The sequence below is a fragment of the Streptomyces rectiviolaceus genome, from assembly GCF_039533825.1.
Taxonomy (GTDB): Bacteria; Actinomycetota; Actinomycetes; order Streptomycetales; family Streptomycetaceae; genus Streptomyces; species Streptomyces rectiviolaceus.
Window position 1 is genome coordinate 1 of sequence record NZ_BAAAUG010000035.1, and the last position, 26,041, is coordinate 26,041.

The following is a 26,041-nucleotide window of genomic DNA, read 5'->3' on the forward strand; positions in this document are numbered from 1 at the left end:
CTGACCGGGCTGCGTGGGCTGGCCGTAAGGTCCGGGCTGGTTGTACGGTCCGGGCTGGCCGGGCTGCTGCGGGTAGCCGTAACCCGGCTGGGGCGCGGGCGGAGTCTGCGGGTAGCCGTACGACGGGTTGTTCGGCTCGGGTGCCTTGCCGAAGCCCACCGGCGGGGGGTCCTGGGGGGCGCCGAAACCACCCGGCGGGGGGTCCTGAGGGGCGCCGAACCCGCCCTGCGGGGGCTCGTTGGGCGGCTGGGGCGGCTGGGTCATGACGTCGATTCCTTGGGGACGAGAGGTGAACTAGGCGACAGGGGGGCGGCTTGCCCGACGGAGAAGGTCACTTGCCGTAGGCCAGCATCAGCTTCTCCTGGCCCTTCGCGCTGCCCGAGAGCCGCGTCGTGGAGATGTAGAAGCGACCGTCCACGTAGTCGACCGCCTTCGAGTAGAAGCCGCTCTCGATCTCCGAGGTCCCCTCGGGGTTCTTCAGGAGCGTCTTCGGCTTGTGCGAGCCCGAGATCGGGATCGAGACGACCTGGCCGCCGGAGTCGTACGAGGGGTTGACGTAGGCGATGACCGAACCGCCCTCGACCTTCATCGGCAGCATCGATTCCTCTAGCGGCGACTTCGTGCGCCAGGCTTCCTTGCCGGTGGCGAGGCTGATCGCCACGACCTCGTTGGCGCCGGACGTCGCCTCGGTCGGCAGGTAGAGGTTGTTGTCGTCGGTCGTCGCACCCAGGCAGCCCTGCAGACTGCCGCCGAGGAAGGTCGAGCCGTCGCACTCCGGCGCGAACTTCTCGTCGACGGCGACCTCAGAGCGCGTGGCGCTGCTGTTGGGCTTCAGCGTGGTGATGTTCCACTGCTTCTTGTCCTCGTTGGTGAGGTAGACGATCGTCGGGCTCTCGGAGTAGATCCGGCCGACCTTCCAGCCCTTGGGGAACTTCTTCGTCCACACGGCCTTGCCGGTCTTCGGGTCGAGCTGCTGCAGCTCGTCGTGCTCGGTGGGCGAGCTCGCCCCGCACGAGAGGGCGACGAGCATCTTCTTGCCACCGGCGAAGCCGCTGGGGAAGCAGGTGCCCTCGTCCTTCTTGCCGGCCACGAAGAGCTCCTTGCCGTCGCTCATCCGCAGTGCGGTGCCCGACTGGGAGCGGCCGACCATCAGGGTGTCGCCGGTGAGGGAGAGGTCGGCGTTGGTGGCGAAGTCGAAGAGACCTTCCTCCTTGACCGGCTTCGTCCAGCCCTTGCCGCCCGTCTTCAGGTCGACGACCTGGATCTGGCTGCACTTGGCGTTGTCCTTCTGGCCGTCCTTGTACGCGACGACGATCTTGTTGTCCTTCGTGATCTGCGGGGTCGTGCCACAGATCTTCTGCGGGAACTTGATCGTCGGCCAGGCCTCGTCGCCCGTCTTGACGTTGTAGGCGGTGATCTCCTTGTACGCGGCCTTGACGGCGACATCGCCCTGGACCCACATGCCCTTGGCGTCGGCGCCGGAACCGGGCACCTTGGGCGCCTCCTTGTACCAGAGCACCTTCGACTCGCCGGGCTGGCGGCCCGCGTTGAGGTCTTCCTGCTTCTCGCCGTCACCGGAGCCGTCGCCCGGGTTGACCGGCGCGGAACCGCTGGCCTTGGGGTCGCTGCTCTTCTCGGCGCTGGGCTTCTTCTTGCCGCCGTCGTCACCGCCGACGACAGCCCAGGCGACACCGCCGATGACGAGCGCCGCGGCCGCCACGGCCGCCACGATCAGGCCGGGCTTGCCCTTGAAGGGGTTCTTGCCGCCACCGCCGGGCGGGGTGCCGGGCACGCCGGGGCCGCCGGGGAACTGCTGCTGCGGGTACCCGTACTGGGGCTGCTGGGCGTAGGGGCCCGGCTGCGTGGGCTGGCCGTAGGGACCCGGCTGACCGGGCTGCGTGGGCTGGCCGTAAGGTCCGGGCTGGTTGTACGGTCCGGGCTGGCCGGGCTGCTGCGGGTAGCCGTAACCCGGCTGGGGCGCGGGCGGAGTCTGCGGGTAGCCGTAGCCGGGCTGCGGCGCGGGCGGGGTCTGCGGGGCCCCCGACGGCGGGGTCGGCGGCTGACCGGGCATCTGCGGTGGCTGGCCCGGTGGCTGCGGAGCGGCTCCCTGCTGCGGATCCTGCGGAGCTCCGAAACCGCCGGACGGCGGCTGGTTGGGCGGCTGAGTCATCAGCGCTTCCCCCTTCACTGATTTTTCGGCACGCCAAGTGGTGCTCAGGCCGACCTTTCTATCACCCTGAGGCACTAGCACAACTGACCGGTCCGTCCCCTGTACCCAAGGGAGGACCGGCCCGTGATGCGTCTGTTACGAGACCTCTACGCGCTCTCCGCGAGCTCCAGCCAGCGCATCTCCAACTCGTCGCGCTCACTGACGAGTTCACGCAACTCAGCGTCCAGTTTGGCCACCTTTTCGAAGTCGGTGGCGTTATCGGCGATTTGGGCGTGCAGCCACGTTTCCTTCGTGGACATCTTGTCCAGCTGCCGCTCGATCTTCTGGAGTTCCTTCTTCGCGGCGCGGGCGTCGGCGGAGGAGACGGCCTTCTGCGGGGCGGCCGGTGCGGCGGACCCGGAGGAGCCAGAGGTCGCGGCGAGGGGAGCCGCGGGGGCACCGGCGGCGGCCATCCGCTTGCGGCGCTCCAGGTACTCGTCGATGCCGCGCGGCAACATCCGCATCGTCGCGTCACCGAGCAGCGCGAAAACCTTGTCGGTGGTGCGCTCCAGGAAGAACCGGTCGTGGGAGATCACGACCATCGAACCGGGCCACCCGTCGAGCACGTCTTCGAGCTGCGTCAGCGTCTCGATGTCGAGGTCGTTGGTGGGCTCGTCGAGGAAGAGGACGTTCGGCTCGTCCATGAGCAGCCGGAGCAGCTGAAGCCGCCGCCGCTCACCACCGGACAGGTCACCGACGGGCGTCCACTGCTTCTCCTTGTTGAACCCGAACGTCTCGCAGAGCTGCCCCGCGGTCATCTCCCGGCCCTTGCCGAGGTCGACCCGCTCGCGCACCTGCTGCACCGCCTGCAACACCCGCAGCGTCGGGGAGAGTTCGGCGACTTCCTGGGACAGGTAGGCCAGCTTCACGGTCTTGCCGACGACCACGCGCCCCGCCTCGGGCTGTACGTCGCCGTCGGAGCGCTGCGCCTCGGCCATCGCCCGCAGGAGCGAGGTCTTGCCCGCGCCGTTGACACCCACGAGGCCGATGCGGTCACCGGGGCCGAGCTGCCAGGTCAGGTGCTTGAGGAGCAGCTTGGGTCCGGCCTGGACGGTCACGTCCTCAAGATCGAAGACGGTCTTGCCGAGCCGGCTCGTCGCGAACTTCATCAGCTCGCTGCTGTCGCGGGGCGGCGGCACGTCGGCGATGAGCTCGTTGGCGGCCTCGATGCGGTACCGGGGCTTGCTGGTGCGGGCGGGGGCGCCGCGCCGCAGCCAGGCCAGCTCCTTGCGCATCAGGTTCTTGCGCTTGGTCTCCTCGGTGGCCGCGATGCGCTCACGCTCGGCACGGGCGAAGACGTAGTCGGAGTACCCGCCCTCGTACTCGTAGACGGACCCGCTCTGTACGTCCCACATGCGCGTGCACACCTGGTCCAGGAACCAGCGGTCGTGCGTGACGCAGACGAGCGCCGAGCGCCGCGTGCGCAGGTGCTCGGCGAGCCAGGCGATGCCCTCGACGTCGAGGTGGTTGGTCGGCTCGTCGAGCACGATCAGGTCGGGCTCGCCGATGAGCAGCTGCGCGAGCGCGATACGGCGCCGCTCGCCACCGGAGAGCGGCCCGATGACGGTGTCGAGCCCCTGCGGGAAGCCCGGCATGTCAAGGCCGCCGAAGAGCCCGGTCAGCACGTCCCGGATCTTGGCGCTGCCCGCCCACTCATGGTCGGCGAGGTCACCGATGACCTCGTGCCGCACGGTGGCCTCGGGGTCGAGCGAGTCGTGCTGGGTCAGCACGCCGAGCTGAAGACCGCCGTTGTGCGTGACCCGCCCGGTGTCCGCGTCCTCCAGCTTGGCGAGCATCCGGATGAGGGTCGTCTTCCCGTCTCCGTTGCGCCCCACGACGCCGATCCGGTCCCCCTCGGACACGCCGAGGGAGACACCGTCGAGCAGGGCACGCGTGCCGTACACCTTGCTGACTGCCTCGACATTGACCAGGTTGACGGCCATTAACGCTCCAGGGAAGGGGATCGATCGACCTCCAGCGTAGTCGGAGACTGCGGCTACTGGCCCGGCGGCCATGGCGAGGTACCAGCAGGCCGGGGGCCCCGCCCCTGGACCCCGCCCCGGCCGCGTCCCTGCCCCGCCCCGGACCCCGCAAGGTGGCCTTTCGCCGACGGCCGACGGCCGACGGATCAGCCCGCCCGGCGTTCGGGGAAGGAGAAGCTGCCCGCCCGCTCCACAAGGAACCAGCCCACCAACGCCATCCCCACAGCCACCGGCGCCGTCACCCGCACAGCGATCAACATCGCCGTACGCCCCTCGAGCAGCCCTCCGAACCCGACCATGGAGAGCCCGAGCACCCCGAACAGACACAGCACGACCCCCACCGCGGCCGCAGGACCCGAGGCCGGTCCCGATGCGGGAGCCACCAACCCCCTCGGCGCCCCCGGCCGTTCGAAGCGGCGGAACGCGGCGACCAGTACGCCGGTGACCACCACCGCGGCCGCCATCCGCAGCGGAACCTGCGCCCACCACGCCCCGGTGGCGGGCTCCGGCAGCGGCACGTCCGCGGCGATCAGCACCCCGTACACCCCGAGCATCGCCGTCAGGTGCCACAGGAACGCCGTCATCGAGACCCCGTTCGCCGCCACCACGCCCCGCCACACCCGAGGCCGCGCGAGCCACCGCGCCGCGGGCCCCCGCAGCAGCTCCACCGCGCCCACCAGCCACATCCCGTGGCAGAGCAGGGCGAAGGTCGGCGGGGCCATGTTCGAGACACGCTCGCCGGGCATGCCGACCATGGAGAGGGGATACGGCCCGAAGGCCACCAGGGCCGAGGCCCCCGCGAGCCCCACCGCTGCCATGGCCGCAGGCACCCGCACCCGCAGCCTGCCGTCCGCCCGCAGGAACCCGAGCTGATGCACGGCGAGCCATACGAAGGCGAAGTTCAGGAACTCCACGTACGGCACGCCGAAGGCGAAGCGCGCCACGTCCACCGCCCCCGCGGCGAGCACGAGACCGCCGAACGCGCCCCACCCGTACCGCTCGTGCAGCCCGAGCAGCAGCGGCGTGAAGGCGACCATCGCCAGGTAGATGCCGATGAACCACAGCGGCTGGGCGACGAGCCGAAGCGTGACGTCGAGCAACGCACTGCCCTGGCCGAGCAGTTGAACCACCAGGGCGGCGAGGCCCCACACCCCGATGAAGACCATCGTCGGCCGCAGCAGCCGCTGGAGCCGTGCCCGCAGGAACGCCGAGTAGACGGCGGACCCCTCAGGGGCCTTCCGGCTCAGGGAGCGGTACGACAGCGCGTGCGAGAAGCCGCCGACGAAGAAGAACACCGGCATGATCTGCAACACCCAGGTGAGCAACTGCAGTTCGGGCACGACGGCGAGAAGATTGCCGACCTCGGTACGCCCGTCGTCGCCGACCGTCACCGCCGCCATCAGCCAGTGCCCGATGACGACCGTGCCGAGCGAGGCGACCCGCAACAGGTCGATGTACCGGTCACGCCCGGTGGGCGTCTTCTCGGCCAGTTCGCGAACGCTTGATCCCATGTACGTACGGTCGCGCGCACCGCATGCCTCGCATCAGCGCGTACGTACTCAGATCCAGGCCTGAGTACGTACACCCGCTGGGCCTCTAGAGCAGCGTCGCGCCGGGCGCCGGTGAGGCCGCCACCCGTGCCGTGCGGCAGGTGCCGGAGGCCGAAAGGGCGTCGGCGACCCGCCGCGCGGACTCGGCGTCCGCGGCCAGGAACGCCGTAGTCGGCCCGGATCCGGAGACCAGCGCGGCCAGGGCGCCCGCCTCGGTGCCGACGGCGAGGGTGCCGGCGAGCGAGGGGAAGAGAGACAGAGCCGCGGGCTGCAGATCATTGGCAACGGCTGCGGCGAGAGCTCCGGCATCTCCCTTGCGCAGGGCATCGAGGAGTGCCGGGGACGCCTCCGGAGCGGGGGCATCGGGGGTCAACCGGTCGAACTCTCGATAGACCGCGGGCGTGGAGAGCCCGCCGTCGGCCGTCGCGAACACCCAGTGGAAGTCCCCGCCGACCTCAAGGACCTCAAGCTTCTCGCCCCGCCCTGTGCCCAGCGCGGCCCCGCCCACCAGGCTGAACGGCACGTCGCTGCCCAACTCGGCGCAGATGTCGAGCAGTTCGTCCCGCGACGCCCCGGTCCCCCACAGCGCGTCGCAGGCCACGAGCGCGCCCGCGCCGTCCGCGCTGCCGCCCGCCATGCCACCCGCGACGGGGATGTCCTTGGCGATGTGGATGTGCACATCGGCCGTACGTCCATGGCGCGCGGCAAGCAGCTCCGCGGCTCTGGCGGCCAAGTTCGTACGATCCAGGGGTACTTGCGCGGCATCGGGCCCGGAACAGGTGACGCGCAGCTGCTCGGCGGGCGTCACGGTGACGTCGTCGTACAGCCCGACCGCGAGAAAGACATTGGCAAGATCATGGAACCCGTCCGCGCGCGCGGCGCCCACGGCGAGCTGGACGTTCACCTTGGCAGGAACCCGCACGGTCACGCTCAGGCTCACGCGCCCGCTCCCTTGTGCTCGGCGATCCGCGCGAACTCCTCCACCGTCAGCGCCTCGCCGCGCGCCTGCGGGGAGACTCCGGCGGCGACGAGCGCGGCCTCGGCGGCCGGCGCCGAGCCCGCCCATCCGGCGAGCGCGGCCCGCAGGGTCTTGCGGCGCTGGGCGAAGGCGGCGTCGACGACGGCGAAGACCTCACGCTTCGACGCGGTGGTCTTGACCGGCTCGGACCGCCGCACAAGCGACACCAGACCGGAGTCGACGTTCGGAGCAGGCCAGAACACATTGCGCCCGATGGAACCTGCGCGCTTCACGTCGGCGTACCAGTTCGCCTTCACCGAGGGCACGCCGTACACCTTCGAGCCCGGAGCGGCGGCGAGGCGGTCGGCGACCTCGGCCTGCACCATCACGAGCGTGCGCTCGATGCTGGGGAAGGTGTCGAGCATGTGCAACAGCACGGGCACGGCCACGTTGTACGGAAGGTTGGCGACCAGCGCGGTCGGGGCGGGGCCCGGCAGCTCGCGCACGAGCATGGCGTCGCTGTGCACGAGCGCGAAGGATCCGGCCTTCGCGGGGAGCCGCGCCTCGACGGTCGCCGGCAGCGCCCCCGCGAGGACATCATCGATCTCGACCGCGACGACGCGGTCCGCGGTGTCGAGCAGGGCGAGGGTCAGCGAGCCGAGCCCCGGCCCGACCTCGACGACCACGTCCTCGGGGCCGACTTCCGCGGTGCGGACGATGCGGCGGACGGTGTTGGCGTCGATGACGAAATTCTGGCCGCGCTGCTTCGTTGGGCGTACGCCCAAGGCAGCGGCCAGCTCGCGGATGTCGGCGGCACCAAGCAGGGCCCCGGGCTCACTGTTACTCACCCCCCCAGATTACGGCGCCCACCCCCTACCCCCCTACCAGCAGCCCACCCCGAACAGCCCCCTCCGGAGNNNACCCACCCGATTGCCCCGCGGCACCGCGCCGCAGCCACAGGCGCCCGGGACCCACGCACCCGCAGTCGGCAGCGCTCGTGAGGGGACGTGCCGGTATGTCCGCCCGGAGCACGGCTCCCGACACTCCGGACCCGAAGCACCAAAGCGGCCACCGGACGATAGCGAGGACGGACATACCGGCGCGGCCCCGCCCCCACAGACAGACCAGCCCCGCGGTCAGACGAACGAGGACCCGCCCTACAGCCGCCCCCCGCAGTGCGGCCAAGGACTGGCCCCCCGCTGTACGTACAGCTTTTTCGCGCGGAACGTCTGTTCCTCCGCCGGAGCGTCCTGGGGGCGGCCCGTCCCGCCCAGCCCCTGCCACGTCCGCGTATCGAACTGGTACAGCCCCCCGTACGTCCCCGACGCGTCCACCGCGTTCGGGCGGCCGCCCGACTCGCAGTGCGCCAGCGAGCCCCAGTTCAGGCCGTCCGCCCCCGCCACTGAATTCGGCAGCTGCTTCGTACCCACCTTCACGATCTGCGTCTGCGGCTCCCGTACCACCTCCGACCGCACCCGCCGCGGCTTCTGCTTGACGCCGTTCACCGTTCGCAGCGCGTACGTGACCCGCCGGGTCCCCTGGTGCCCCTGCCGCTCCACGACCTCCGTACCGGCGAACAGCGACGGATCGTCCGTCCGCCGCACATCGAACGGAATCGGCTCCTCCCGCACCTCCTTCCGCCCGGAGATCCGCATGACGGTGACCGTCTGCCCGTCGCGCGGAAAGCTGCCGGGCGCGACGGAGGTCGTGTCCTGGCCGTTCAGGGTGATCCCGGACTCCTCGACCGCTTCCCGCACCGTCGCCGCGTTCGTACGGATGGTCCGCTCACGCCCGTCCGCCATGATCGTCACGGTGCGCTCGGTCCGTACGTCCAGATCAAGGCCGTCCCGCTCGATCCGCTTGCTCCGCGAGGCCGACAGATAGGCACCCTCGGCCCGCACCCCGAGCTGCCGCAGCGCGCCGTCCACCGTGCGCGCCGTCGTCCACACCTCGCGCCGCTGCCCGTCGAGGGTGAGCTTGACCGGCCGGCCGTAGCGGACGGCGATCTCGTCACCGCTGGCCAGGGCAGTGCTCGCGGTCGGCGCCACGATGTCGTGCGTACCGAAGTCCACGCCCTCGTCCTCGAGCAGCTCGCCCACGTCGTCCGCGAAGGTGTGCAGGGTCCGCGACTCGCCGTCGACGCTCAGCCGCACGGCCTTGTCGTTGGCGACGAAGGCCGAGGTGCCGCCCGCGAGAAAGGCGACGACCAGCGCCTGCGGCAACAGCCGCCGCAACGACTCGGGCCGCTCCGACGAAGCCTTCGGCCACGGCTTCGGCTTTGCCCTCTTCCGCCGAGCGGCCCGCCGCGCCTCGGCCCGCCCCCCGTCAGGGACGCCCCCGGTGGCCTGCCGAGGGAAGAACTCTTGCGCAGGCCCAGGCTCCGGCTCCGGCTCATAGGTCGTGCCGCCCCCATAAGACGTCTCGTACTGCGGCGCATGACTCACGACGGCGCTCCAGCGTTCTCGTTCTCGTTCTGGTCCGGATCGGGCGAGGCGGACCAGAACCTAGCGGAGCGACCGTCACTCTCCAAAGCAGCACGACTACGCAGTGTCGTGGCACTGCCCTGAACCGCAGGGCCACAGGCGTTATCGGTCAGTAATCAAATGCGCGCGCCGTATTGACCGAGATCGCCTCGGCCATGGCGTCCTCGCCGATACCGCGCACCTCGGCCATGGCCCGCAATGTGACCGGAATGAGATACGGCGCGTTAGGCCGTCCGCGGTAGGGAGCGGGCGTGAGGAAGGGCGCGTCCGTCTCGACGAGCACCAGTTCAAGAGGGGCGACGGCCAGCGCGTCCCGCAGCCCCTGCGCGTTCTTGAACGTCATGTTGCCCGCGAAGGACATGAAGTACCCGTGCTCCGCGCACACTTGGGCCATCGCCGCGTCGCCCGAGTAGCAGTGGAAGACGGTGCGCTCCGGAGCCCCCTCCTCCTTCAGGACCCGCAGCACATCCTCGTGCGCCTCGCGATCGTGGATGACCAGGGCCTTGCCGTGCCGCTTGGCGATCTCGATGTGGGCGCGGAAGGACCGCTCCTGGGCGGCCTTGCCCTCGGGCCCGGTGCGGAAGTAGTCGAGCCCGGTCTCGCCCACGCCCTTGACGTGCGCCAGCGCCGCGAGCCGGTCGATCTCGGCGAGCGCGGCGTCGAGCGCACCCTCGCCGCCCGCCTCGCGCGCGCCCTGCCGGGACCAGCCGTCGGGATCGCCGAGCACGATGCGCGGCGCCTCGTTGGGATGCAGGGCGACGGTGGCGTGCACGCTCCCGTACGCGGCGGCCGTCTCCGCGGCCCAGCGCGAGCCCGCCACGTCACAGCCCACCTGGACGACCGTCGTCACGCCCACCGCCGCGGCCTTGGCGAGCCCCTCGTCCACCGTCCCCGACTGCATGTCGAGGTGGGTGTGGGAGTCGGCGACCGGAACCCGCAGGGGTTCGGGCAGCGGCGGCGCGGCGTTCTTGGCGTCGGCGTTATCGGAAGTGGAAGGCATGCCCCGATCCTACGAAGGGGACGTCATCCCGCCTTGCGGTGGTGGAAGGGATGGAGCAGCGCCGACAGGTGCCAGTGGTGATGCTTGGGCTCACGGGGCTGGGCCGCCTCCGCCCCGGAGTCCTCCGCTACCGCCGCCCGGGGCGCATGCCGCTGCATCAGATCGAGCACCGACGACACCTGCCCGGCCCGCATGATCCGTACGACATGTCCGCCGCAGTTCAGGCACGTCGGCCGGGTCAGGGGCGACGGCACATGCCGGCCGTCGGCCACGTACATCACGAATTCCTTGCCCTGGCCGTCCACGTGATGCTCGATCTCGTACGACTGTTCCCAGCCGTGTCCGCACCGCATACAGGCGAAGGCGTACGACTCGTGAACGGTGTTCGTCGCGGTGTTTGTCGCAGGTATCGCGTTGGACGCCGTGGTGTGGTGACCGGTGTCGGCGATCTCACTCATGCCAGCTCCTCTTGTCCGCTGGACAAGCGCTGCCGGACCGGGGTTTCCCTCCGGCCGGAAGCGTGGGGACGGGTGCGTCCCCTTTGACCAGTGGACGCCTTTCCCGAGGCGAAAGCATCAGACCTGTCGACTGTTGAAGGCGATTTGGTCTTTCCTTAGCCTTCAGGCCCGGTGCGCGGCCCGCACTTTGCTTTTCACGATAGTCCTTTGCCGTCCGATGGGGTGCCCCGAGCCGCATTCTTTGCCGCCACGACCGCATCGAACACGTCGCGCTTGGGCAGCCCCGCGTCGGCCGCGACGGCGGCGATCGCCTCCTTGCGCCGCTCCCCCGCCTCCTCGCGCACCCGCACCCTGCGCACCAGCTCCTCCGGGCCCAGGTCACCGGCGCTTTTCTCCGGTGCGCCCTCGACGACGACGGTGATCTCACCGCGTACGCCGTCGGCCGCCCACTCGGCGAGTTCCTTCAGCGAACCGCGCTTGACCTCTTCGTACGTCTTGGTCAGCTCGCGGCAGACAGCCGCCCTGCGCTCGTCGCCGAACGCCTCCGCCATCGCGACGAGGGTGTCGTCGATCCGGTGCGGTGCCTCGAAGTAGACGAGAGTGCGACGGTCATCGGCCACCTCGCGCAGCCGCGAGAGCCGCTCGCCCGCCTTGCGCGGCAGGAAGCCCTCGAAGCAGAAGCGGTCCACCGGAAGGCCCGACAGCGCGAGCGCGGTGAGCACGGCGGAAGGCCCCGGCACGGCGGTGACCCGGATGTCCTTCTCCACGGCCGCGGCGACGAGCCGGTACCCGGGGTCGGACACCGACGGCATCCCGGCATCCGTCACGAGCAGCACCCGCGCACCGCCGACAAGGGCCTCGACGAGATCGGGCGTACGCGCGCTCTCGTTGCCCTCGAAGTACGAGACGACCCGCCCACCCACCTGCACGCCGAGCGCCTGGGTGAGCCTGCGGAGCCGCCGGGTGTCCTCGGCGGCCACCACATCGGCGGACTCCAGCTCGGCGGCGAGTCGCGGCGGAGCGTCCGCGACATCGCCGATGGGCGTGCCCGCGAGGACGAGGGTTCCGGGGGACGGGTTTCCGGTGGACGGGTTTCCGGAGGGCTGGTTGTTGGGAGAATCTGCGCTTCCTGTCACGGTTCCATCCTCGCAGGGGCCGGGAGCGGGACTCACACAGTCGGGTTCCCTACGATGGCGCGGTGACCAGTACCGCGTCTTCCCCGGACACCCGCCAGGGCCAGGCACCCGAGGAGCAGCAGCCGTCGTGGCAGCACAGGCTGCGCCGCTTCGGCTACGTGGCGCGAACCACCGAGCCCGGCGCCGGTGTCCGGGCCCGGCTCGTGCCCGCGTACACCGAACCGAGCCCACGGCTGTGGGCGACGATCGGCATGCCGAAGCAGTACGCCGATCAACTGGTCCGGTGGTCGGGCTGGATCGGCCCGCTGCTGATCACGCTCGTCGCGGGGCTCACCCGGTTCTGGAATCTCGGCAGCCCGAAGGCCGTGATATTCGACGAGACGTACTACGCCAAGGACGCCTGGGCGCTGATCCACCGGGGCTTCGAGGTCAACTGGCCCGAGAAGGTCAACGACTCCGTCCTGGAGCAGGGGTCGAGCATCACGATCCCCACGGACGCCGCGTACGTCGTGCATCCGCCGGTCGGCAAGTACATCATCGGCATCGGCGAGTGGATCTTCGGCTTCGACCCCTTCGGCTGGCGCTTCATGACGGCGGTGCTCGGCACCCTGTCGGTCCTGATGCTGTGCCGGATCGGGCGGCGCCTCTTCCGCTCGACGTTCCTCGGCTGTCTGGCGGGCGGGCTGCTCGCGGTGGACGGGCTGCACTTCGTGATGAGCCGCACCGCGCTGCTCGACCAGGTCCTGATGTTCTTCGTGCTCGCCGCGTTCGGCTGCTTCCTGATCGACAGGGACAAGGCGCGGGAGAGGCTCGCGGCCGGGCTGCCGAAGGACGAGGACGGGATCGTGCGCCCTGACGCGTATGTCGCCGAGACCCTGCGCCTCGGCTGGCGGCCCTGGCGCTGGGCGGCCGGTCTCTGCCTGGGGCTCGCCTTCGGTACCAAGTGGAACGGCCTGTACATCATGGTCTTCTTCTGCTTGATGACCGTCCTGTGGGACGTGGGCAGCCGCCGCGTCGCCGGGGCCGAGCGCCCCTACCGCGCGGTCCTGAAGCGGGACGTGTTCCCGGCGTTCGTCTCGACGGTGCCGGTCGCGATCGGCACGTACGTCCTGTCCTGGCTCGGCTGGATCCTCTCCCCGACGGACGGCTCGGGCGGCTACTACCGCAACTGGGCCGCCACGGACGGCAAGGGCGGCTCCTGGACGTTCCTGCCGGACTGGCTGCGCAGCCTGTGGCACTACGAACACGCGGTCTACGACTTCCATGTGGGCCTCTCCTCGCCGCACACGTACCAGTCCAACCCATGGAGCTGGATCGTCGACGGCCGCCCGGTCTCGTACTTCTACGAGTCGCCGCTGCCCGGCAAGGACGGCTGCCCGTCGGGCACCGCCGAGAAGTGCGCCCGCGAGGTCCTCGCGCTCGGCACTCCGATGCTGTGGTGGGCGGGGGCGTTCGCCCTGCTGTACGTGCTGTGGCGGTGGGTCTTCCGCAGGGACTGGCGGGCGGGCGCGATCGTGTGCGGAATCGCGGCGGGTTATCTGCCGTGGTTCATGTACCAGGAGCGGACGATCTTCTTCTTCTACGCCGTCGTCTTCGTGCCGTTCCTGTGTCTGGCGGTGGCGATGATGATCGGCGCGATTCTCGGTCCGCCCGGGTCCAATGAGCGCCGGAGGGTCGTGGGGGCCGCGGCATCAGGCGTACTGGTGCTGCTGATCCTCTGGAACTTCATCTGGTTCTGGCCGATTTACACCGGGCAGGCCATTCCCATCGATTCCTGGCGGGCCCGAATGCTCCTCGACACCTGGGTCTAGAAACGTCCATGTAGTGAGCACCTTGGACACCTTCGGATAACAGCCCTCTCGTACGTCACCTCCTCCCCTTAGGGTTCTGGGCGAACCACCCTCCCGAACGCATTCGGGAGGGCTCCTGGGGAGGGGGCGCGGGTATGCGCAAAGGGGTAAAGGTCACTCTGGTCGGCGGGGTGTTCGCCGTCATGGTGGGGGGCGCGGGATACGGCGCGTACAACTTGGTGAACGGCGTGACCGGGGGCGGGGGTTCACCGGCAGCGGGCCCGGAGGCCATAAGGACAGGGCCGCCGACGAGCGGCGAGATCGGCGAGACGACTCAGAAGTTCTTCACCGCGTGGGCCGAGGGCGACGCCGAGCAGGCCGGGTCGTACACGAACAACGCGGAAGTGGCATCGAAGATCCTGACCGGCTACCGCGAGGACGCCCACCTGACGAAGGTGAAGCTCACGCCGGGCAAGGCCACCGGCACGATCGTGCCGTTCTCGGTCGAGGCCACGGTGTCGTACCAGGGGAAGTCCAAGCCCTTCGCGTACGACTCCGAACTGACCGTCGTCCGCGGTGAGACCACCGGCCGCGCGCTGGTCGACTGGGACCCCTCGGTCGTCCACCCGGACCTGAAGAGGGACGACACCCTGCGGACCGGCGAGGCCGCCGCACCCCCCATCCAGGCCGTCGACCGGCACGGCGAGGTCCTGGACAAGAAGGACCTCCCCTCGCTCGGCCCGGTCCTTGACCAGCTGCGCGCGAAGTACGGCGACAAGGCGGGAGGCACACCCGGCGTCGAGCTCTACGTCCAGCACGCGGACGAGAGCGCGGGCACCGAGACGCTCCTCACACTCGCCAAGGGCAAGGCGGGCCGGCTGAGGACGACGCTGAGCGCGCCGGCGCAGCGGGCCGCGGAGAAGGCGGTGGCGAAGTACGCGGACTCCTCCGTGGTCGCCGTGCAGCCGAGCTCCGGCGAGGTCCTCGCGGTGGCCAACCACCGCAAGGACGAGTTCAACGCGGCGTTCGAGGGCAAGCTGGCCCCCGGCTCGACGATGAAGATCGTCTCCGCGGCGATGCTCATCGACAAGGGCGTGACGAAGGCGAGCGGCCCCGCGCCCTGCCCGGCCACCGCGACCTGGCAGAGCAACACCATCAAGAACCTGCCCGGCCTCGCCCCGAACGAGAACGCGACCCTGGCGGACAGCTTCGCGCGCTCCTGCAACACCGCGTTCGTGAAGCTGGTCGACGAGGAGGGCGTCACGGACGAGTCCCTCACCGAGGAGGCGCGGAACCGGTTCGGTCTGGGGCTCGACTGGAAGGTGGGCATCACGACGACCGACGGCTCGGTCCCCGCGTCCGGTGGCCCCGACCGCGCGCAGAACATGATCGGCCAGGGCCAGGTGCAGCTGAACCCGCTCAACCTCGCGTCGGTCACGGCGACCGCGATGACGGGGGCCTTCCGGCAGCCGGTCGTCGTGGCACCGGGCATGGACGACCGCGAACTGGCGCGGGCCGACGGCCTGCCCGCGTCCACCGTCCAGCAGCTGCGCCAGATGATGAACCGCACGGCCGTCAGCGGCACCGGCAAGAACGCCATGTCCGGGCTCAGCGGCAGCATCGGCGCGAAGACGGGATCGGCGGAGGTCGACGGCCAGGCGACGCCCAACAGCTGGTTCGCGGGCTACCGAGAAGACGTGGCGGCCGCCGCGGTGGCCCAGGAGGGCGGCCACGGAGGCGATACCGCCGGTCCTATCGTGGCGGCGGTGCTTGCCGCAGGCAGTTGAGGCATGTGGTCGGGGGCTTCATAAAAGCCCCCTAGTGTGGGGCCTTCCGGTGCGGAGCTTGGGGGCTCTGGGATCTGCGGAGGGTCAGTGGGCAAGCGAGGGCGCGCCAGCGAGCGCAAGGGCATCAAGAACATCACGGGTAGACCGGGTACGCCTGGTACGCCGGGCACACCTGGTACGCCGGGCACACCGGGCGCGAAGAGCGCCAAGGTGCACCCCGGCGTGCTCGGGGGCGTGGCGGCCGTGGTCGTGTGCGGCGTGGGCATCGCCGCGTACAGCCTGATCGGCGGCTCGTCCGATGACGGCGAAGGCCCGACGGTCGACGAGAAGCCGGTGGCCGCGGGCCCGCCGACGGCCGCCGAGGTCCGCGCCACCACCCAGGACTTCCTCACCGCGTGGGAGAAGGGCGACGTGGCGAAGGCCGCGGCGTTCACGGACGACCGGACGGCGGCGAAGACCGCGCTCACCGCGTACGCCAAGGACTCCCACCTCACGCGGGTGAAGCTGGCGCCGGGCAAGCGGGCGGGAGCGAAGGTGCCGTTCTCGGTCACCTCCACGGTCTCGTACGAGGGAAAGAGCAAGCCCTTCGCCTACGAGTCCGAGCTCACCGTGGTGCGGAGGAAGCACGACGGCAAGACGCTGGTCGGCTGGCAGCCCTCGGTCGTCCACCCGGACCTGAAGGACGGTGACCGCCTGGTCACCGGCGAGGCCGGGGACCCGCCGATCAAGGCGGTGGACCGGGACGGCGGCGAGCTGACGAAGGCGAAGTACCCCTCGCTCGGCACGGTGCTCGACAGCCTGCGCGAGAAGTACGGCGACAAGGCCGGCGGCCAGGCGGGCGTGGAGCTGCGCGTCGTACGCAAGGACAGCGCGAAGGACGCCGAGAAGTCGGCGACGGCGAAGGACGACGCGAAGGCGACGCCCGACAAGACACTCCTCACGCTCTCCCCCGGCACTCCCGGCACCCTGAAGACCACCTTCGACGCCTCGCTCCAGGCGGCGGCGGAGAAGGAGACCGGCAAGCGCAAGCAGGCGGCGGTCGTGCTGGTGAAGCCGAGCACGGGCGAGATCCTGGCGGCGGCCAACTCGAAGCCGACCGGCTTCAACATCGCCTTCCAGGGCTCGCTGGCCCCCGGCTCGACGATGAAGGTCATCACGTCCTCGCTCCTGCTGGAGAAGAAGCTCGCGGGAGTCGACAAGAAGCACCCGTGCCCGAAGTACGTGACGTACGGCGGCTGGAAGTTCCAGAACGACGACAAGTTCGAGATCAAGGACGGCACGTTCCGGGCGAGCTTCGCCCGGTCCTGCAACACGGCCTTCATCAGCCAGGCCAAGAAGCTCCAGGACGACTCCCTCACCAAGCAGGCGCAGGAGGTCTTCGGCCTCGGCCGCGACAACTGGTCGATCGGTGTCCCGTCCTTCGACGCGGCGATCCCGGTGCAGAGCGACGCGCAGATGGGGGCGTCGCTGATCGGGCAGGGCGGGGTGCGGATGAACCCGCTGAACATGGCGTCGGTGGCGGCCACGGTGAAGTCGGGCGCGTTCAAGCAGCCGTATCTCGTCTCCCCGGACGTCGACAAGCGCACGCTCGCGACGGCTCCCCGCAAGATGTCGGGCGCGACGGCTTCGGCGCTGCGTGACCTGATGCACTACACGGCGGTGGCGGGCACGGCGGTCAAGCCGATGTCGGGCCTCGGCTCCGACATGGGCGCGAAGACGGGCTCCGCGGAGGTCGACGGCCAGAAGAAGCCCAACGGCTGGTTCACGGCGTACCGCGGTGATCTGGCCGCGGGAGCGGTGGTGCAGGAGGGCGGCCACGGCGGCGACTCGGCGGGACCGCTGGTCCGGGCGATGTTCCTGGCGGGGCAGTAGTCGCTCCCGCCGGGGCTTGCTGTCCGGTATGCGGATACACGGTCGCGTGCCCCGTACACAGACCGCTAGCGTGCCGGGCATGAGCGCTACGGATTCCCCCGCCCACCCCCGCTTCACCGCAGCTCTGGACGAGCTCGGCCTCGCCGACCTGATCGGCGAGGTCCGCCGCTTCCCGGAGGCGACGCGCACCGCACAGGAGGCCGCGGCGGCCATCGGCTGCGAGCTGAGCCAGATCTGCAAGTCGCTGATCTTCGCGGCGGACGGGGTGCCGGTCCTGGTCCTGATGGACGGGGCCTCGCGGGTCGATCTGGAGCTCGTACGGTGGGAACTGTGCGCGGCGAAGGTGACGCGCGCAAAGGCGGACGTCGTCCGGGAGACCACCGGTTACGCGATCGGCGGCGTACAGCCCTTCGGCCACGCGACGAAGACGCGGGTCCTGGCGGACCGCTCACTGCTGAACCACGAGGTGGTGTGGGCAGCGGCAGGCACTCCGCACGCGGTCTTCCCCATGACACCCAAGGACCTGATCAACCACGCGAACGGCACCCTGGTGGACGTGCGCGAGCTCGCCAAGTGACGCCGCTGGTCGCGTCGGCGGTCCTGCTGGCCGCCGTCACGCACGCGAGCTGGAACGCGATAGCGCACCACATCACGGACAAACTGGTCGGCTTCACTCTCATATCCGGCGGCGGCCTGCTGATCGGCGTACTCATCGCCCCGTTCGCGGCGATACCGGCGGCCGGCGCATGGCCGTACCTGGTGGTCTCCGCACTGATCCACATCGGCTACTACGCCCTGCTCATGAAGTCGTTCAAGCTCGGCGACTTCGGCCAGGCGTACCCGATCGCGCGGGGCACGGCGCCCCTGGTGGTCACCGTCCTGGCCGCGGTCTTCGCGGGCGAGGTGCCGGACGGCTGGCAGGCGGCGGGAGTGGCGGTCTCGTGCGCGGGCCTGACGGGGCTAGCCCTCTGGGGCATTCGCGGATCGGGACGGCGCCCCGACTGGGCGGCGATCGGCGCGGCGTTGGCGACAGGCGTCTCGATCGCGGCGTACACGGTGGTGGACGGCCTCGGCGTCCGCGCCTCCGGCTCCTCCATGGGCTACATCGCGTGGCTGATGATCCTGGAGGGCCTGGCCATCCCGCTGTACGCGGCATACCGCTGGCGGGGCGAACTGGTGGGCCGGTTGCGCCCGTTCGCCACGGCGGGCCTACTGGGCGCGGCCCTCTCGGTGGCCGCGTACGGCCTGGTCCTGTGGGCCCAGACGAAGGCGGACCTCGCCCCCATCTCGGCGCTCCGGGAGTCCTCGATCATTGTGGGGGCGGGCATCGGGGCGGTGTTCTTCAAGGAGAAGTTCGGGGCGCCGCGGCTTGTGGCGGCGGGGTTGATGGTGGCGGGGATCGGGTTGATGCTGCACGCGGGGTGAGGGGGCCGTTGAGGCTCCGGGGTGGGCGAGTTGCAGGGAAAGTCCTGCCACCACACCGTGGATCACGGCGGGTCGCCGGGACTTTCCCTGCATCGACCCCAGCGCGGCCGACCCCGTGCCGACTACGCCTCGGCGGCGGACCCTGGCACCGCGACCTCGGCCCACACCGCCTTCCCGGGCCCGGTCCGCTCAGTCACACCCCACCGGTCGGCGACGGCCTCGACGAGGAACAGCCCACGGCCTGAGCACATCTCGCCGCCCGGCAGAGCGAGGGGGCGCGGCAGCTCGCGGGCAGTGTCGTGCACCTCGATCCGCACCCCACAGGCCATCCGCAGATAACGCGTCTCGACCTCGCGCCCTCTGGGCACCTTCCCGTGCACGACGGCATTGCTGAGCAGTTCCGAGAGCACGAGCAGCGCGGCATCCTCGACACGGCTCAACTCCCATGCCGCCAGGACCTTCCGCAGGCCTTCCCGCGCCTGCCCCACCGAACGTGGCTGGCGGGGCCACCTCGACACAACGGCACCATCCGGCCATCCATCGCCCTCGACCTCGCCCATCACGCCACCTCCATTCCGTGGATGATCCGAGGCCCTACGTCAACCCCGTGCACGGCAAGCCACAGAGCGCGCCTCCGCTGCCGCTGAAGCCGCAGTTCGTCGGCTACGAGGTAGGGGCGGACGATCACGTTGCCCTCTCCGTCGAGTACATCGGTTACGGCTAACTCGATGTAGAACGCCGGTTGTTCACAGCGACTGCACGAAGCCGCCGACGCTCCCCGATGGCGCCCGGTCGCGGGGAGCAGGAAGCGTAAGAACGGTCCGAAGAGACGGGCGATAAGGTCTGTCATGTCAGCGCTCCTCCAAGCGTTGGCCATGCCCCCGGACGCCTGATCGCGTCGCGGGGGTCTTCTGCGTGCCGCGGCACACGACCACACAGCTGCCGCTCCGTGACAGCGACGTCACAGTGGGCAACTGGCATCAGGGTGCACCCGCATTGATTCGAACCGCAATCGAATCAGTTGGAAACAATTCCAACTCCCAACTCTGCACCTACTCTTGGGCTCGCAACGCACCACGCAAGGGGGCACGTATGACTCAGCCGCGACCCACCGTCCGCCGCCGACGTCTCGCATCACTACTGGTCGAACTCCGTGAAGCGGCCGACAAGTCGATGGAGGAGGCCGCAGACCGCATCGGCTGCCACAAGACGAAGATCAGTCGAATCGAGAACGCCCGACTCGGCATCTCCTTGGGCGAGTTGCGGGACCTACTCACGTTCTACGGGATCGATGACGCCTCGTACGTCGAGGAGTTGGCGAACCTGGCCCGGCGAGGCGGGGAACGCGGCTGGACCCGGCACCTCGGTGCGACCCTCCCGTCGTACGCAGATCACATCGACTATGAGCAGACGTCCAACTACATCCGTTCGTTTCAACCACTCTTGGTTTCCGGGCTTCTTCAGACACCCGACTACGCGCGAACGCTCTACCGAGCCAACCCTGAGACGTTCAGCCGCAAACAAGTGGACAAGTACGTCGACACACGGATGCAGCGCCAGGAAGTCCTGGAGACGGACGACGCTCCCCGGCTCGTCGTCATCGAAGGAGAGGCCGCACTCCGCAACGAGGTGGGCGGCCCGAAAGTGATGGCTCCGCAACTCGACCGCCTGCTTGAGAGTGCCGAGCACCCGAACATCGAGATTCAGGTGCTGCCGTTCAACGGCGGCGCGCACGTGGGGCTCATCGGAGCCTTCGTGATGTTCGGCTTCCCCACTCCGGCGTTCTCCGACGTCGTGTGCGTGGAGCACATCACGGGGACCCTGCATATGGAGACCCCGGACGAGATTCGCTCGTATACGCTCGCGTTCGACTCGCTGAGATCCCTGGCCCTAAGCCCTGCGGCCAGCCTTGACCTGATCCGGCAAGTCCGGAGTGAGCTGTAACGGACAGAAAGTCGAGGTAACCACCATGCTTGCCCCCGAACTTGGCGACTGCGCTTGGCGCAAGAGCAGCTACAGCGGCGGAGGTTCGGGTGGCGGTGACTGCATAGAGGTCGCCGACCTCCCCCACCGCACCGCCATCCGCGACAGCAAGAACCCAAGCGGTCCCGCCCTCGCCTTCACGTCCGCCGCGTGGGACGGCTTCGTCACGGGAATCAAGTCGACCCGCCCCAGATAGCCTGAATTCAGCCACGCACGTGTGTGGCCGCGACCAACTCACGAACACCACTCACCCGTGGGTGCCGCTCTGAGAGATCGTCGACGATTTTTCGAATGGCAGGGCGGTCAAGCACCTCGCCCCGAGAGACGCGCAGCGCTGACAACAGCTCGCGTGTGGTCTGCTCCGGCTTGCCCCACTGCCACCATGCGCGGCCAAGATCCGTATGCATGCGGCCCTTGCGCTCCGCCGTTGGGAACTGCTCCGCGCTCAGCGAGCGACCGGCCTGGAGTGCGGCGCCGGCATCACCGAGAGCCCAGTGAACGCCCACCTCATAGAGAACAACGGCGGCAGGCGTAATCGGAAACAGGCGCGATGACGGTGCCTGTTGGGGAAGGCGGCGCGCAGCTCTGGAGGCTTCGTGGATCATGGCTTGTGCCTGGTCCCGGTCTCCGGCCCGCGCCGCCGTATACGACGTGGTGCACAACATCTGCGCATACGCCGCCGCCTGCGCCGGGATCCTCAGCCCGGTGGCCTCGACCTGGCTTGCTGCATCGAGAATGAGACGCTGCGCGGTGTCGGCCTGGTCCTGGTGGCGCAGGACGATGCTCAGTTCCCGGGCCGCAGCCGCAGCCACCAGCGGCGAGCCTGAAAGATCGGCATAGACGGTGGCACGGTCCGCGGTGAGCCGTGCCCGCTCGTACCTTCCGATCTTGACCAGAACTTGCGAGGCCAGGCTGTAACAGGCCGAGAGGCGCGCCAGCGCGAGATCAGCACGGGGCCGGGCAGCGTGTTGCGCATCCGCAAGCAACCCCGGCAGCGCTGCCAACAGATCAGCGTGCCGTCCCGCGTCGAAGAGGGCGCGCGCCCGCGAGATACGGGCGTCGAGGGGGACGGTCGAGCCAGTCGGACCCGGGGTGATCGCCAGAGCGGCGTCCATTCCGACGAGTGCCTGGGCGGGGACGGCAAGGCCGGCGGCTGCGAGCAGTGTGCGGCGGTGCATTGGGTCCTCCTCGACGCAACGTGGACCGTCCGCCGCAACTCTAGTGGGCGGGAGTGCACCTAGCCCGAGCGCCGCACTCAGGACATTCGTCGGCACCCCCACCTTTCGGGCCGCCTCACGCAGGAGTTCCAAGTCAGCCGTACGGCCACCCCGCTGCTCCATTCGGGAAACGGTAGAGGCGGAGCACCTGAGCAGGACACCCAGATCAGCTTGCCGCCACCCCCGGCCGATACGCCCCAGTCGGACAAGCCCGCCGGGGTCGTGACGGTCGACGAGCTCGCGCACCTGGGCGGAACTCCACAGTGGGTCGATGGTCCGCATCGCGCTTCCTTCCCCGAGCTCTCAGCTCCGCTCGGCAGGGAAGGACCGTCGCCGGAGCCGGGCCTATTCACGGTAGCGACCGATCGACGCCGGAGCGACGGCATGTGCAGAGTCTGCAAACCGCTTGCGCAACAAGGCAGTTGACTTTCGGGGGTCGTGTCCCGGTGGTGTCGTTCAATCACGGGCCCGCTACCGGCGTCAGGCCCGTACGACACCACGGAGGACACCATGGCGACAGCAGTCGAAGCGTACGTCCGCGACCCGAAGGACTACGTGGAGCGAAAGGTGTGGGACCGCGAAATCCTGCTTCTCATGCGAGACCACCCCGTCGACGAGGTGATGGCCAACCGCCTCTTCGGCGCGGCCATCTCGTACCTCATCACGGCCATCGAGAACTGGGGCCAGGGTCTCGAAATGTGCTGCGGTCGCCTGGTCGACCTCGCAGTTCATGTCTTCATCCTGGACACCAAGAACTATCGGGAATTCTGCGCCCAGCACTTCGACGGGAACTTCCTGGAGCACATCCCGGAGATCGAGTTCAAGTACGACGGCTCGGTCGAGCGCACCGCCCAGATCATCGCCGAGGCGGGCTTCGACGTGGACTGGAAGCTCTGGGAACGCGACTACGGAAAGTGCGGCCCGTGCAGGCCAGGGGCCAACTGTCACTGAGCCGGAAGCAGTCGGAGCCGGAAGCGCCACGAGCGCTCCCGGCTCACTGCATGCCCACATCCGGGTGACGTTGTGTCGCTTGCCCGTGGGCGGGAGGTAGCGCCGATACGGTATCCAGCTCGAAGGACACCGGTCCCACCATCCTCCCGAGGAGCTTCATGCCCCACGAGCCCACGACACCGGCCGAGTACTGGGACAAGTACAAGCCCCACAAGGGGGAGGGCACCCAGCCGACACCGCAGATGGACCGGTTCAATTGGACCCAGTACTCCGATCACGGGCCCGGCGCCGAAATCCTCGGCCGACCCCGCCGCGCCCTTGAGCTGGGACCGGCCGAAGGCAAGGAAGCCGCCTGCCTGGCTCACCAGGGCGTGGACGTGACGGCGGTGGATTTCTCCTCGATCCAGGTCGCGCGGGCCCGAACCTTCTGGCAGGGGACCCCCGGGCTGGCCTTCGTCCACGAGGAAGCCTGCGCGTTTCTCGCCTCCGGCACCACGGCGTACGACGCGATCTACTCAGTATGGGGCGCCGTGTGGTTCACAGAACCCGAAGAACTGTTCCCTGCCGTCGCCAAGCGCCTCGCCCCCAGTGGCGTTTTCGCGTTCTCTCAAGCCGAGCCCGTCGCCGGGCTCTACGGGCCTCAGCAGATGCGGGGCAGGTGGCTCGAAGGCCGCGAGCACGAACTCACAGTACTTCGCTGGCAGTTCACTCCCGACATGTGGGCGGACGTCCTCAAGAGGCACGGCTTTACCGACATCGACGCTCACATTCTCAAGGCCCCTAACCCCAGGGACACAGGCACCCTCATGGTGCGCGCACAGGCACCCGAGTAAGGCTCGGCCGATCATTGCGCAGAGGCACAGGGACCAGTCCTTGGCGGACGTGGCGGCGCTCGCGGTGGTGCCAGCCCAGCGGACCATCAGTTGCCAGGCGACCCTTACGGCTCAACGGAACCGATTCCCAGGACGCGCTCCGCTCTCCACACTTCCCCCGCCGGAATGCGATACAACCGTCCCACTCGAATTGCGGCCAATTCTCCAGCGTGCACCATTCGATACACTGCCTGCTTTGGGACACCCAACAGAATGGCCGCCTCATCGACAGTGACGTAGATGGAGTTCACCAGGCTGGATTCCTGGGGACGCTGCATAGAGGATGCCCCAGCCTTTCCCTGCTGCGTCCGTAATTCACCTCGATCGACCTCATCGCTCAGCCACTGCGCAGCCCGTACCCACATGTCGTACACCAGACGTCGATTTACCTTCGCTCGTTTCGGGTTCGCCATCGGTGTCTTACCAGTCAAGTGATCCACGAGGGCCATGACTACGTCGAGCGCTGGAAGTCTCAGACTACTAAAAGCATCATGGATCGTGCTTCGCGATATCCCCGGCTGGCCGATCTCCTTCTCCAACTGACGACAGCTGGGATGCCCAGCCTTCAGATGGAGGGAGTGCAGCAGCGTGTTGAGCGATTTGTGAGCCCCCTCAGTGAGCGGTGGCTTGTTGAGCGCCGGCATACGGTCCCCCCTGCGTCCCACGGTGTCCGACACCGTCCGCACAGGGTTTCACCTAGTCCAACGACAGCGGAAGATGCTGCGTCTTGACCGGAGTTATCCATGGGGCTATTGAGCACCTCGACATCGGACGAGCATGAAGCTGCGTCGGGAAAACCTGATGCGTAAGCGATAGAGAGGCATGCTCGTGCTTCGTCGAGCCTCAAACCCACCGCCCGCCGCACGTCGGTCGGAGACCGATAACGCAACCCTTCCTCAGGGCCGATGCCTCTGCGGGCATCAGCGCAATCAATCAACCTCAACGCGACACCTGCAGCGAGCCGCCGCGGCAGGAGTATGCGGCGGGCTGGTGCGCGCTGCAGCCGTCTGGATCAGCGACTATCTTTCTTGGTAATACCGGTAGTTCGTTATGCCGGACAGTAGAAATCAAGGGACGGCCTGCGTTCGCAGGGTCGACTGGCTGAGCTACCGCACGCCGGAATCCCGTACAGGAGCAGACAGACTCCTGTACGGGCTTCTTGCTGTCACCGCCCCTGCAGCACTTCCCGCACCGCCCGCACCAACCCCTGAGCCCGCGGATCCGCCGTGACCCCCTTGTTCATCCCATTGGTCACGTAGCCGAAGGCGACCCCCGACTCCGGATCGGCGAAGCCCAGTGCGCCGCCGCGCCCGGGGTGGCCGAACGAGCCGGGTGACAGCAGCGGTGAAGCCACCCCGTGCAGCATGTAGCCGAGCCCGAAGCGCGTGTTCACGATGAGGACCCGGTCCGGCCCCGCGGACACCTCGCCCCGCGCCAGCGCGACCGTCGCGGGCGTGAACAGCCGCTCGCCGCCCTCCACTTCGCCGATCAGCGAGGCGTAGAACCGCGCCAGTGACGGCGCCGTCGCGATGCCGTTGGACGCGGGGAGGACGGCCGCCCGGTACGCCGGGTCGTTCTCGTCCGGTGACGGGGTGATCGCGCCGAAGGCCCGCTGGGTGAGGGAGTCGGGGTTCGCGTAGGCCTCGGCCACGTTCCGGCGGGGGCGGGTCTTGAGGCCGCCCGGGGCCGAGGGGGGCGAGATGCGGCCGATCCGCCCGACCCGGCCCGCCTCCTCGCGGGGGAGGCCGATCCACAGGTCGAGGTCGAGTGGGCCTGCGATCTCCCCGGCCACCCACTCCCCGATCGACCGCCCCGTCACCCGCCGTACCAGCTCACCGGTGAGCCAGCTGTAGGTCTGTGCGTGGTAGCCGTGGTCCTTGCCCGGCTCCCAGAACGGGGCCTGGGCCGCGATCATCCCGGCGGCGAGATCGGGGTCCGCTGCTTCCGCGGGCGTCAGTGGGCGGTCGAGGGCGGGCACTCCCGCCCGGTGCGCGAGCAGGTCACGGACCAGCGTCCGCTCCTTGCCCTCCGCCTTGAACTCCGGCCAGTACGAGCCGACGGGTGCGTCCAGGTCCAGCTCACCGCGCTGGTGCAGCAGGAGCAGGACGGAGGCGGCCACGCCCTTGGTGGCCGAGCGGACCACCTGCGCGGTCCCGCGCTCCCAGGCCCCGCCCCCGTCGACGTCCTTCGTGCCGCCCCACAGGTCCACCACCGGCCGCCCGTCGCGGTACACCACGACCGCCGCGCCCTGCTCGCCGAGAGCGGTGAAGTTTCGTACGAAAGCGTCTCGGACCGGCTCGAAGCCCTCTGCCACCGTGCCGCGTACATCAACGTCCATGACAGGGCCAACAGCCACCCGCGGCCATGG

At 69.3% G+C, this 26,041-nt stretch carries 23 protein-coding genes and 1 pseudogene; 10 read left to right on the forward strand and 14 right to left on the reverse strand.

The genetic code is table 11. The features are described from left to right. From ABD378_RS11745 to rsmI, 10 genes and pseudogenes are all read right to left on the reverse strand, one after another. Window positions 1–264 (reverse strand): annotated as a pseudogene (locus tag ABD378_RS11745) (hypothetical protein); the annotation flags it as partial. A gap of 67 nt (window positions 265–331) precedes the next feature. Continuing rightward, a complete protein-coding gene (locus ABD378_RS11750) occupies window positions 332–2,170 on the reverse strand; it encodes an outer membrane protein assembly factor BamB family protein (RefSeq protein WP_344520570.1) in 1,839 nt (612 codons plus the stop codon). A gap of 146 nt (window positions 2,171–2,316) precedes the next feature. Further along, window positions 2,317–4,152, reverse strand: a complete 1,836-nt coding sequence (locus ABD378_RS11755) for an ABC-F family ATP-binding cassette domain-containing protein (protein WP_344520571.1) — start codon at window positions 4,150–4,152, stop codon at window positions 2,317–2,319. A 185-nt stretch (window positions 4,153–4,337) separates the two neighbouring features. After that, the gene (locus ABD378_RS11760) at window positions 4,338–5,702 is read right to left on the reverse strand and encodes an acyltransferase family protein (protein WP_344520573.1); all 1,365 of its coding nucleotides are present in this window, start codon (window positions 5,700–5,702) and stop codon (window positions 4,338–4,340) included. A gap of 85 nt (window positions 5,703–5,787) precedes the next feature. After that, window positions 5,788–6,675, reverse strand: coding sequence for a 4-(cytidine 5'-diphospho)-2-C-methyl-D-erythritol kinase (locus ABD378_RS11765; RefSeq protein WP_344520614.1), 888 nt, complete (start codon window positions 6,673–6,675; stop codon window positions 5,788–5,790). A 2-nt stretch (window positions 6,676–6,677) separates the two neighbouring features. Then, complete coding sequence (gene rsmA / locus ABD378_RS11770; RefSeq protein WP_344520574.1) at window positions 6,678–7,547, reverse strand: 16S rRNA (adenine(1518)-N(6)/adenine(1519)-N(6))-dimethyltransferase RsmA; 870 nt, start codon at window positions 7,545–7,547, stop codon at window positions 6,678–6,680. A gap of 309 nt (window positions 7,548–7,856) precedes the next feature. Further along, a complete protein-coding gene (locus tag ABD378_RS11775) occupies window positions 7,857–9,143 on the reverse strand; it encodes a resuscitation-promoting factor (protein ID WP_344520576.1) in 1,287 nt (428 codons plus the stop codon). Between the two features lie 148 nt (window positions 9,144–9,291). Further along, complete coding sequence (locus ABD378_RS11780) at window positions 9,292–10,182, reverse strand: TatD family hydrolase (protein WP_344520577.1); 891 nt, start codon at window positions 10,180–10,182, stop codon at window positions 9,292–9,294. 23 nt (window positions 10,183–10,205) lie between these two features. Next, window positions 10,206–10,640, reverse strand: coding sequence for a hypothetical protein (locus ABD378_RS11785; RefSeq protein ID WP_344520579.1), 435 nt, complete (start codon window positions 10,638–10,640; stop codon window positions 10,206–10,208). A gap of 194 nt (window positions 10,641–10,834) precedes the next feature. Continuing rightward, the gene (gene rsmI / locus ABD378_RS11790) at window positions 10,835–11,776 is read right to left on the reverse strand and encodes a 16S rRNA (cytidine(1402)-2'-O)-methyltransferase (RefSeq protein ID WP_344520580.1); all 942 of its coding nucleotides are present in this window, start codon (window positions 11,774–11,776) and stop codon (window positions 10,835–10,837) included. A gap of 62 nt (window positions 11,777–11,838) precedes the next feature. On the opposite strand from rsmI, the gene ABD378_RS11795 reads away from it, so the two are divergent. The 5 genes from ABD378_RS11795 (at window position 11,839) to ABD378_RS11815 (ending at window position 18,650) form a co-directional block, all read left to right on the forward strand. Further along, a complete protein-coding gene (locus ABD378_RS11795) occupies window positions 11,839–13,587 on the forward strand; it encodes a dolichyl-phosphate-mannose--protein mannosyltransferase (RefSeq protein ID WP_344520581.1) in 1,749 nt (582 codons plus the stop codon). 134 nt (window positions 13,588–13,721) lie between these two features. Continuing rightward, on the forward strand, window positions 13,722–15,353 hold the full coding sequence (locus ABD378_RS11800; protein ID WP_344520582.1) for a penicillin-binding transpeptidase domain-containing protein: 1,632 nt from the start codon (window positions 13,722–13,724) through the stop codon (window positions 15,351–15,353). 222 nt (window positions 15,354–15,575) lie between these two features. Next, the gene (locus tag ABD378_RS11805) at window positions 15,576–17,225 is read left to right on the forward strand and encodes a penicillin-binding transpeptidase domain-containing protein (protein ID WP_344520615.1); all 1,650 of its coding nucleotides are present in this window, start codon (window positions 15,576–15,578) and stop codon (window positions 17,223–17,225) included. 79 nt (window positions 17,226–17,304) lie between these two features. Then, the gene (locus ABD378_RS11810; RefSeq protein ID WP_344520583.1) at window positions 17,305–17,802 is read left to right on the forward strand and encodes a YbaK/EbsC family protein; all 498 of its coding nucleotides are present in this window, start codon (window positions 17,305–17,307) and stop codon (window positions 17,800–17,802) included. After that, the gene (locus ABD378_RS11815) at window positions 17,799–18,650 is read left to right on the forward strand and encodes an EamA family transporter (RefSeq protein WP_344520584.1); all 852 of its coding nucleotides are present in this window, start codon (window positions 17,799–17,801) and stop codon (window positions 18,648–18,650) included. Before ABD378_RS11810 ends, ABD378_RS11815 begins: the two co-directional genes overlap by 4 nt. 122 nt (window positions 18,651–18,772) lie before the next feature. On the opposite strand, the gene ABD378_RS11820 is transcribed toward ABD378_RS11815, so the two are convergent. After that, complete coding sequence (locus ABD378_RS11820; protein ID WP_344520585.1) at window positions 18,773–19,210, reverse strand: ATP-binding protein; 438 nt, start codon at window positions 19,208–19,210, stop codon at window positions 18,773–18,775. Window positions 19,211–19,227: 17 nt separating this feature from the next. Between ABD378_RS11820 and ABD378_RS11825 the strand changes: the two genes are divergently transcribed. From ABD378_RS11825 to ABD378_RS11835, 3 genes are all read left to right on the forward strand, one after another. Further along, window positions 19,228–19,374, forward strand: a complete 147-nt coding sequence (locus ABD378_RS11825; RefSeq protein ID WP_344520586.1) for a hypothetical protein — start codon at window positions 19,228–19,230, stop codon at window positions 19,372–19,374. Window positions 19,375–19,742: 368 nt separating this feature from the next. Further along, window positions 19,743–20,594, forward strand: a complete 852-nt coding sequence (locus tag ABD378_RS11830) for a helix-turn-helix domain-containing protein (protein WP_344520587.1) — start codon at window positions 19,743–19,745, stop codon at window positions 20,592–20,594. A 25-nt stretch (window positions 20,595–20,619) separates the two neighbouring features. Then, window positions 20,620–20,829, forward strand: coding sequence for a DUF397 domain-containing protein (locus ABD378_RS11835; RefSeq protein ID WP_344520588.1), 210 nt, complete (start codon window positions 20,620–20,622; stop codon window positions 20,827–20,829). A 7-nt stretch (window positions 20,830–20,836) separates the two neighbouring features. Here the strand turns inward: ABD378_RS11835 and ABD378_RS11840 are convergent, their stop codons facing one another. Beyond that, entirely contained in the window at window positions 20,837–22,132 is a 1,296-nt protein-coding gene (locus ABD378_RS11840; RefSeq protein ID WP_344520589.1) for a helix-turn-helix domain-containing protein, read from the reverse strand. A 228-nt stretch (window positions 22,133–22,360) separates the two neighbouring features. Here ABD378_RS11840 and ABD378_RS11845 point away from each other — a divergent pair, with 228 nt between their 5' ends. Both ABD378_RS11845 and ABD378_RS11850 read left to right on the forward strand, forming a co-directional pair. Beyond that, window positions 22,361–22,801 (forward strand): glycine-rich domain-containing protein, encoded by a 441-nt coding sequence (locus ABD378_RS11845; RefSeq protein ID WP_344520591.1) that lies wholly within the window; start codon window positions 22,361–22,363, stop codon window positions 22,799–22,801. 158 nt (window positions 22,802–22,959) lie between these two features. Further along, complete coding sequence (locus tag ABD378_RS11850; RefSeq protein WP_344520592.1) at window positions 22,960–23,634, forward strand: class I SAM-dependent methyltransferase; 675 nt, start codon at window positions 22,960–22,962, stop codon at window positions 23,632–23,634. Window positions 23,635–23,738: 104 nt separating this feature from the next. On the opposite strand, the gene ABD378_RS44175 is transcribed toward ABD378_RS11850, so the two are convergent. Both ABD378_RS44175 and ABD378_RS11860 read right to left on the reverse strand, forming a co-directional pair. Continuing rightward, entirely contained in the window at window positions 23,739–24,317 is a 579-nt protein-coding gene (locus tag ABD378_RS44175) for a helix-turn-helix domain-containing protein (RefSeq protein WP_386544788.1), read from the reverse strand. A 521-nt stretch (window positions 24,318–24,838) separates the two neighbouring features. Further along, window positions 24,839–26,011 (reverse strand): serine hydrolase domain-containing protein, encoded by a 1,173-nt coding sequence (locus ABD378_RS11860; RefSeq protein ID WP_344520593.1) that lies wholly within the window; start codon window positions 26,009–26,011, stop codon window positions 24,839–24,841. Between the last annotated feature and the right edge of the window lie 30 nt (window positions 26,012–26,041).

Bases quoted from the DNA above. Each gene is read 5' to 3' on its own strand.
- ABD378_RS11750 (WP_344520570.1), bottom strand. From the start codon at position 2,170: ATGACTCAGCCGCCCAACCAGCCGCCGTCCGGCGGTTTCGGAGCTCCG.
- ABD378_RS11755 (WP_344520571.1), bottom strand. From the start codon at position 4,152: ATGGCCGTCAACCTGGTCAATGTCGAGGCAGTCAGCAAGGTGTACGGC.
- ABD378_RS11760 (WP_344520573.1), bottom strand. From the start codon at position 5,702: ATGGGATCAAGCGTTCGCGAACTGGCCGAGAAGACGCCCACCGGGCGT.
- ABD378_RS11780 (WP_344520577.1), bottom strand. From the start codon at position 10,182: ATGCCTTCCACTTCCGATAACGCCGACGCCAAGAACGCCGCGCCGCCG.
- ABD378_RS11785 (WP_344520579.1), bottom strand. From the start codon at position 10,640: ATGAGTGAGATCGCCGACACCGGTCACCACACCACGGCGTCCAACGCG.
- ABD378_RS11800 (WP_344520582.1), top strand. From the start codon at position 13,722: ATGCGCAAAGGGGTAAAGGTCACTCTGGTCGGCGGGGTGTTCGCCGTC.
- ABD378_RS11810 (WP_344520583.1), top strand. From the start codon at position 17,305: ATGAGCGCTACGGATTCCCCCGCCCACCCCCGCTTCACCGCAGCTCTG.
- ABD378_RS11820 (WP_344520585.1), bottom strand. From the start codon at position 19,210: ATGGGCGAGGTCGAGGGCGATGGATGGCCGGATGGTGCCGTTGTGTCG.
- ABD378_RS11830 (WP_344520587.1), top strand. From the start codon at position 19,743: ATGACTCAGCCGCGACCCACCGTCCGCCGCCGACGTCTCGCATCACTA.
- ABD378_RS11835 (WP_344520588.1), top strand. From the start codon at position 20,620: ATGCTTGCCCCCGAACTTGGCGACTGCGCTTGGCGCAAGAGCAGCTAC.
- ABD378_RS11840 (WP_344520589.1), bottom strand. From the start codon at position 22,132: ATGCGGACCATCGACCCACTGTGGAGTTCCGCCCAGGTGCGCGAGCTC.
- ABD378_RS11845 (WP_344520591.1), top strand. From the start codon at position 22,361: ATGGCGACAGCAGTCGAAGCGTACGTCCGCGACCCGAAGGACTACGTG.
- ABD378_RS11850 (WP_344520592.1), top strand. From the start codon at position 22,960: ATGCCCCACGAGCCCACGACACCGGCCGAGTACTGGGACAAGTACAAG.
- ABD378_RS44175 (WP_386544788.1), bottom strand. From the start codon at position 24,317: ATGCCGGCGCTCAACAAGCCACCGCTCACTGAGGGGGCTCACAAATCG.
- ABD378_RS11860 (WP_344520593.1), bottom strand. From the start codon at position 26,011: ATGGACGTTGATGTACGCGGCACGGTGGCAGAGGGCTTCGAGCCGGTC.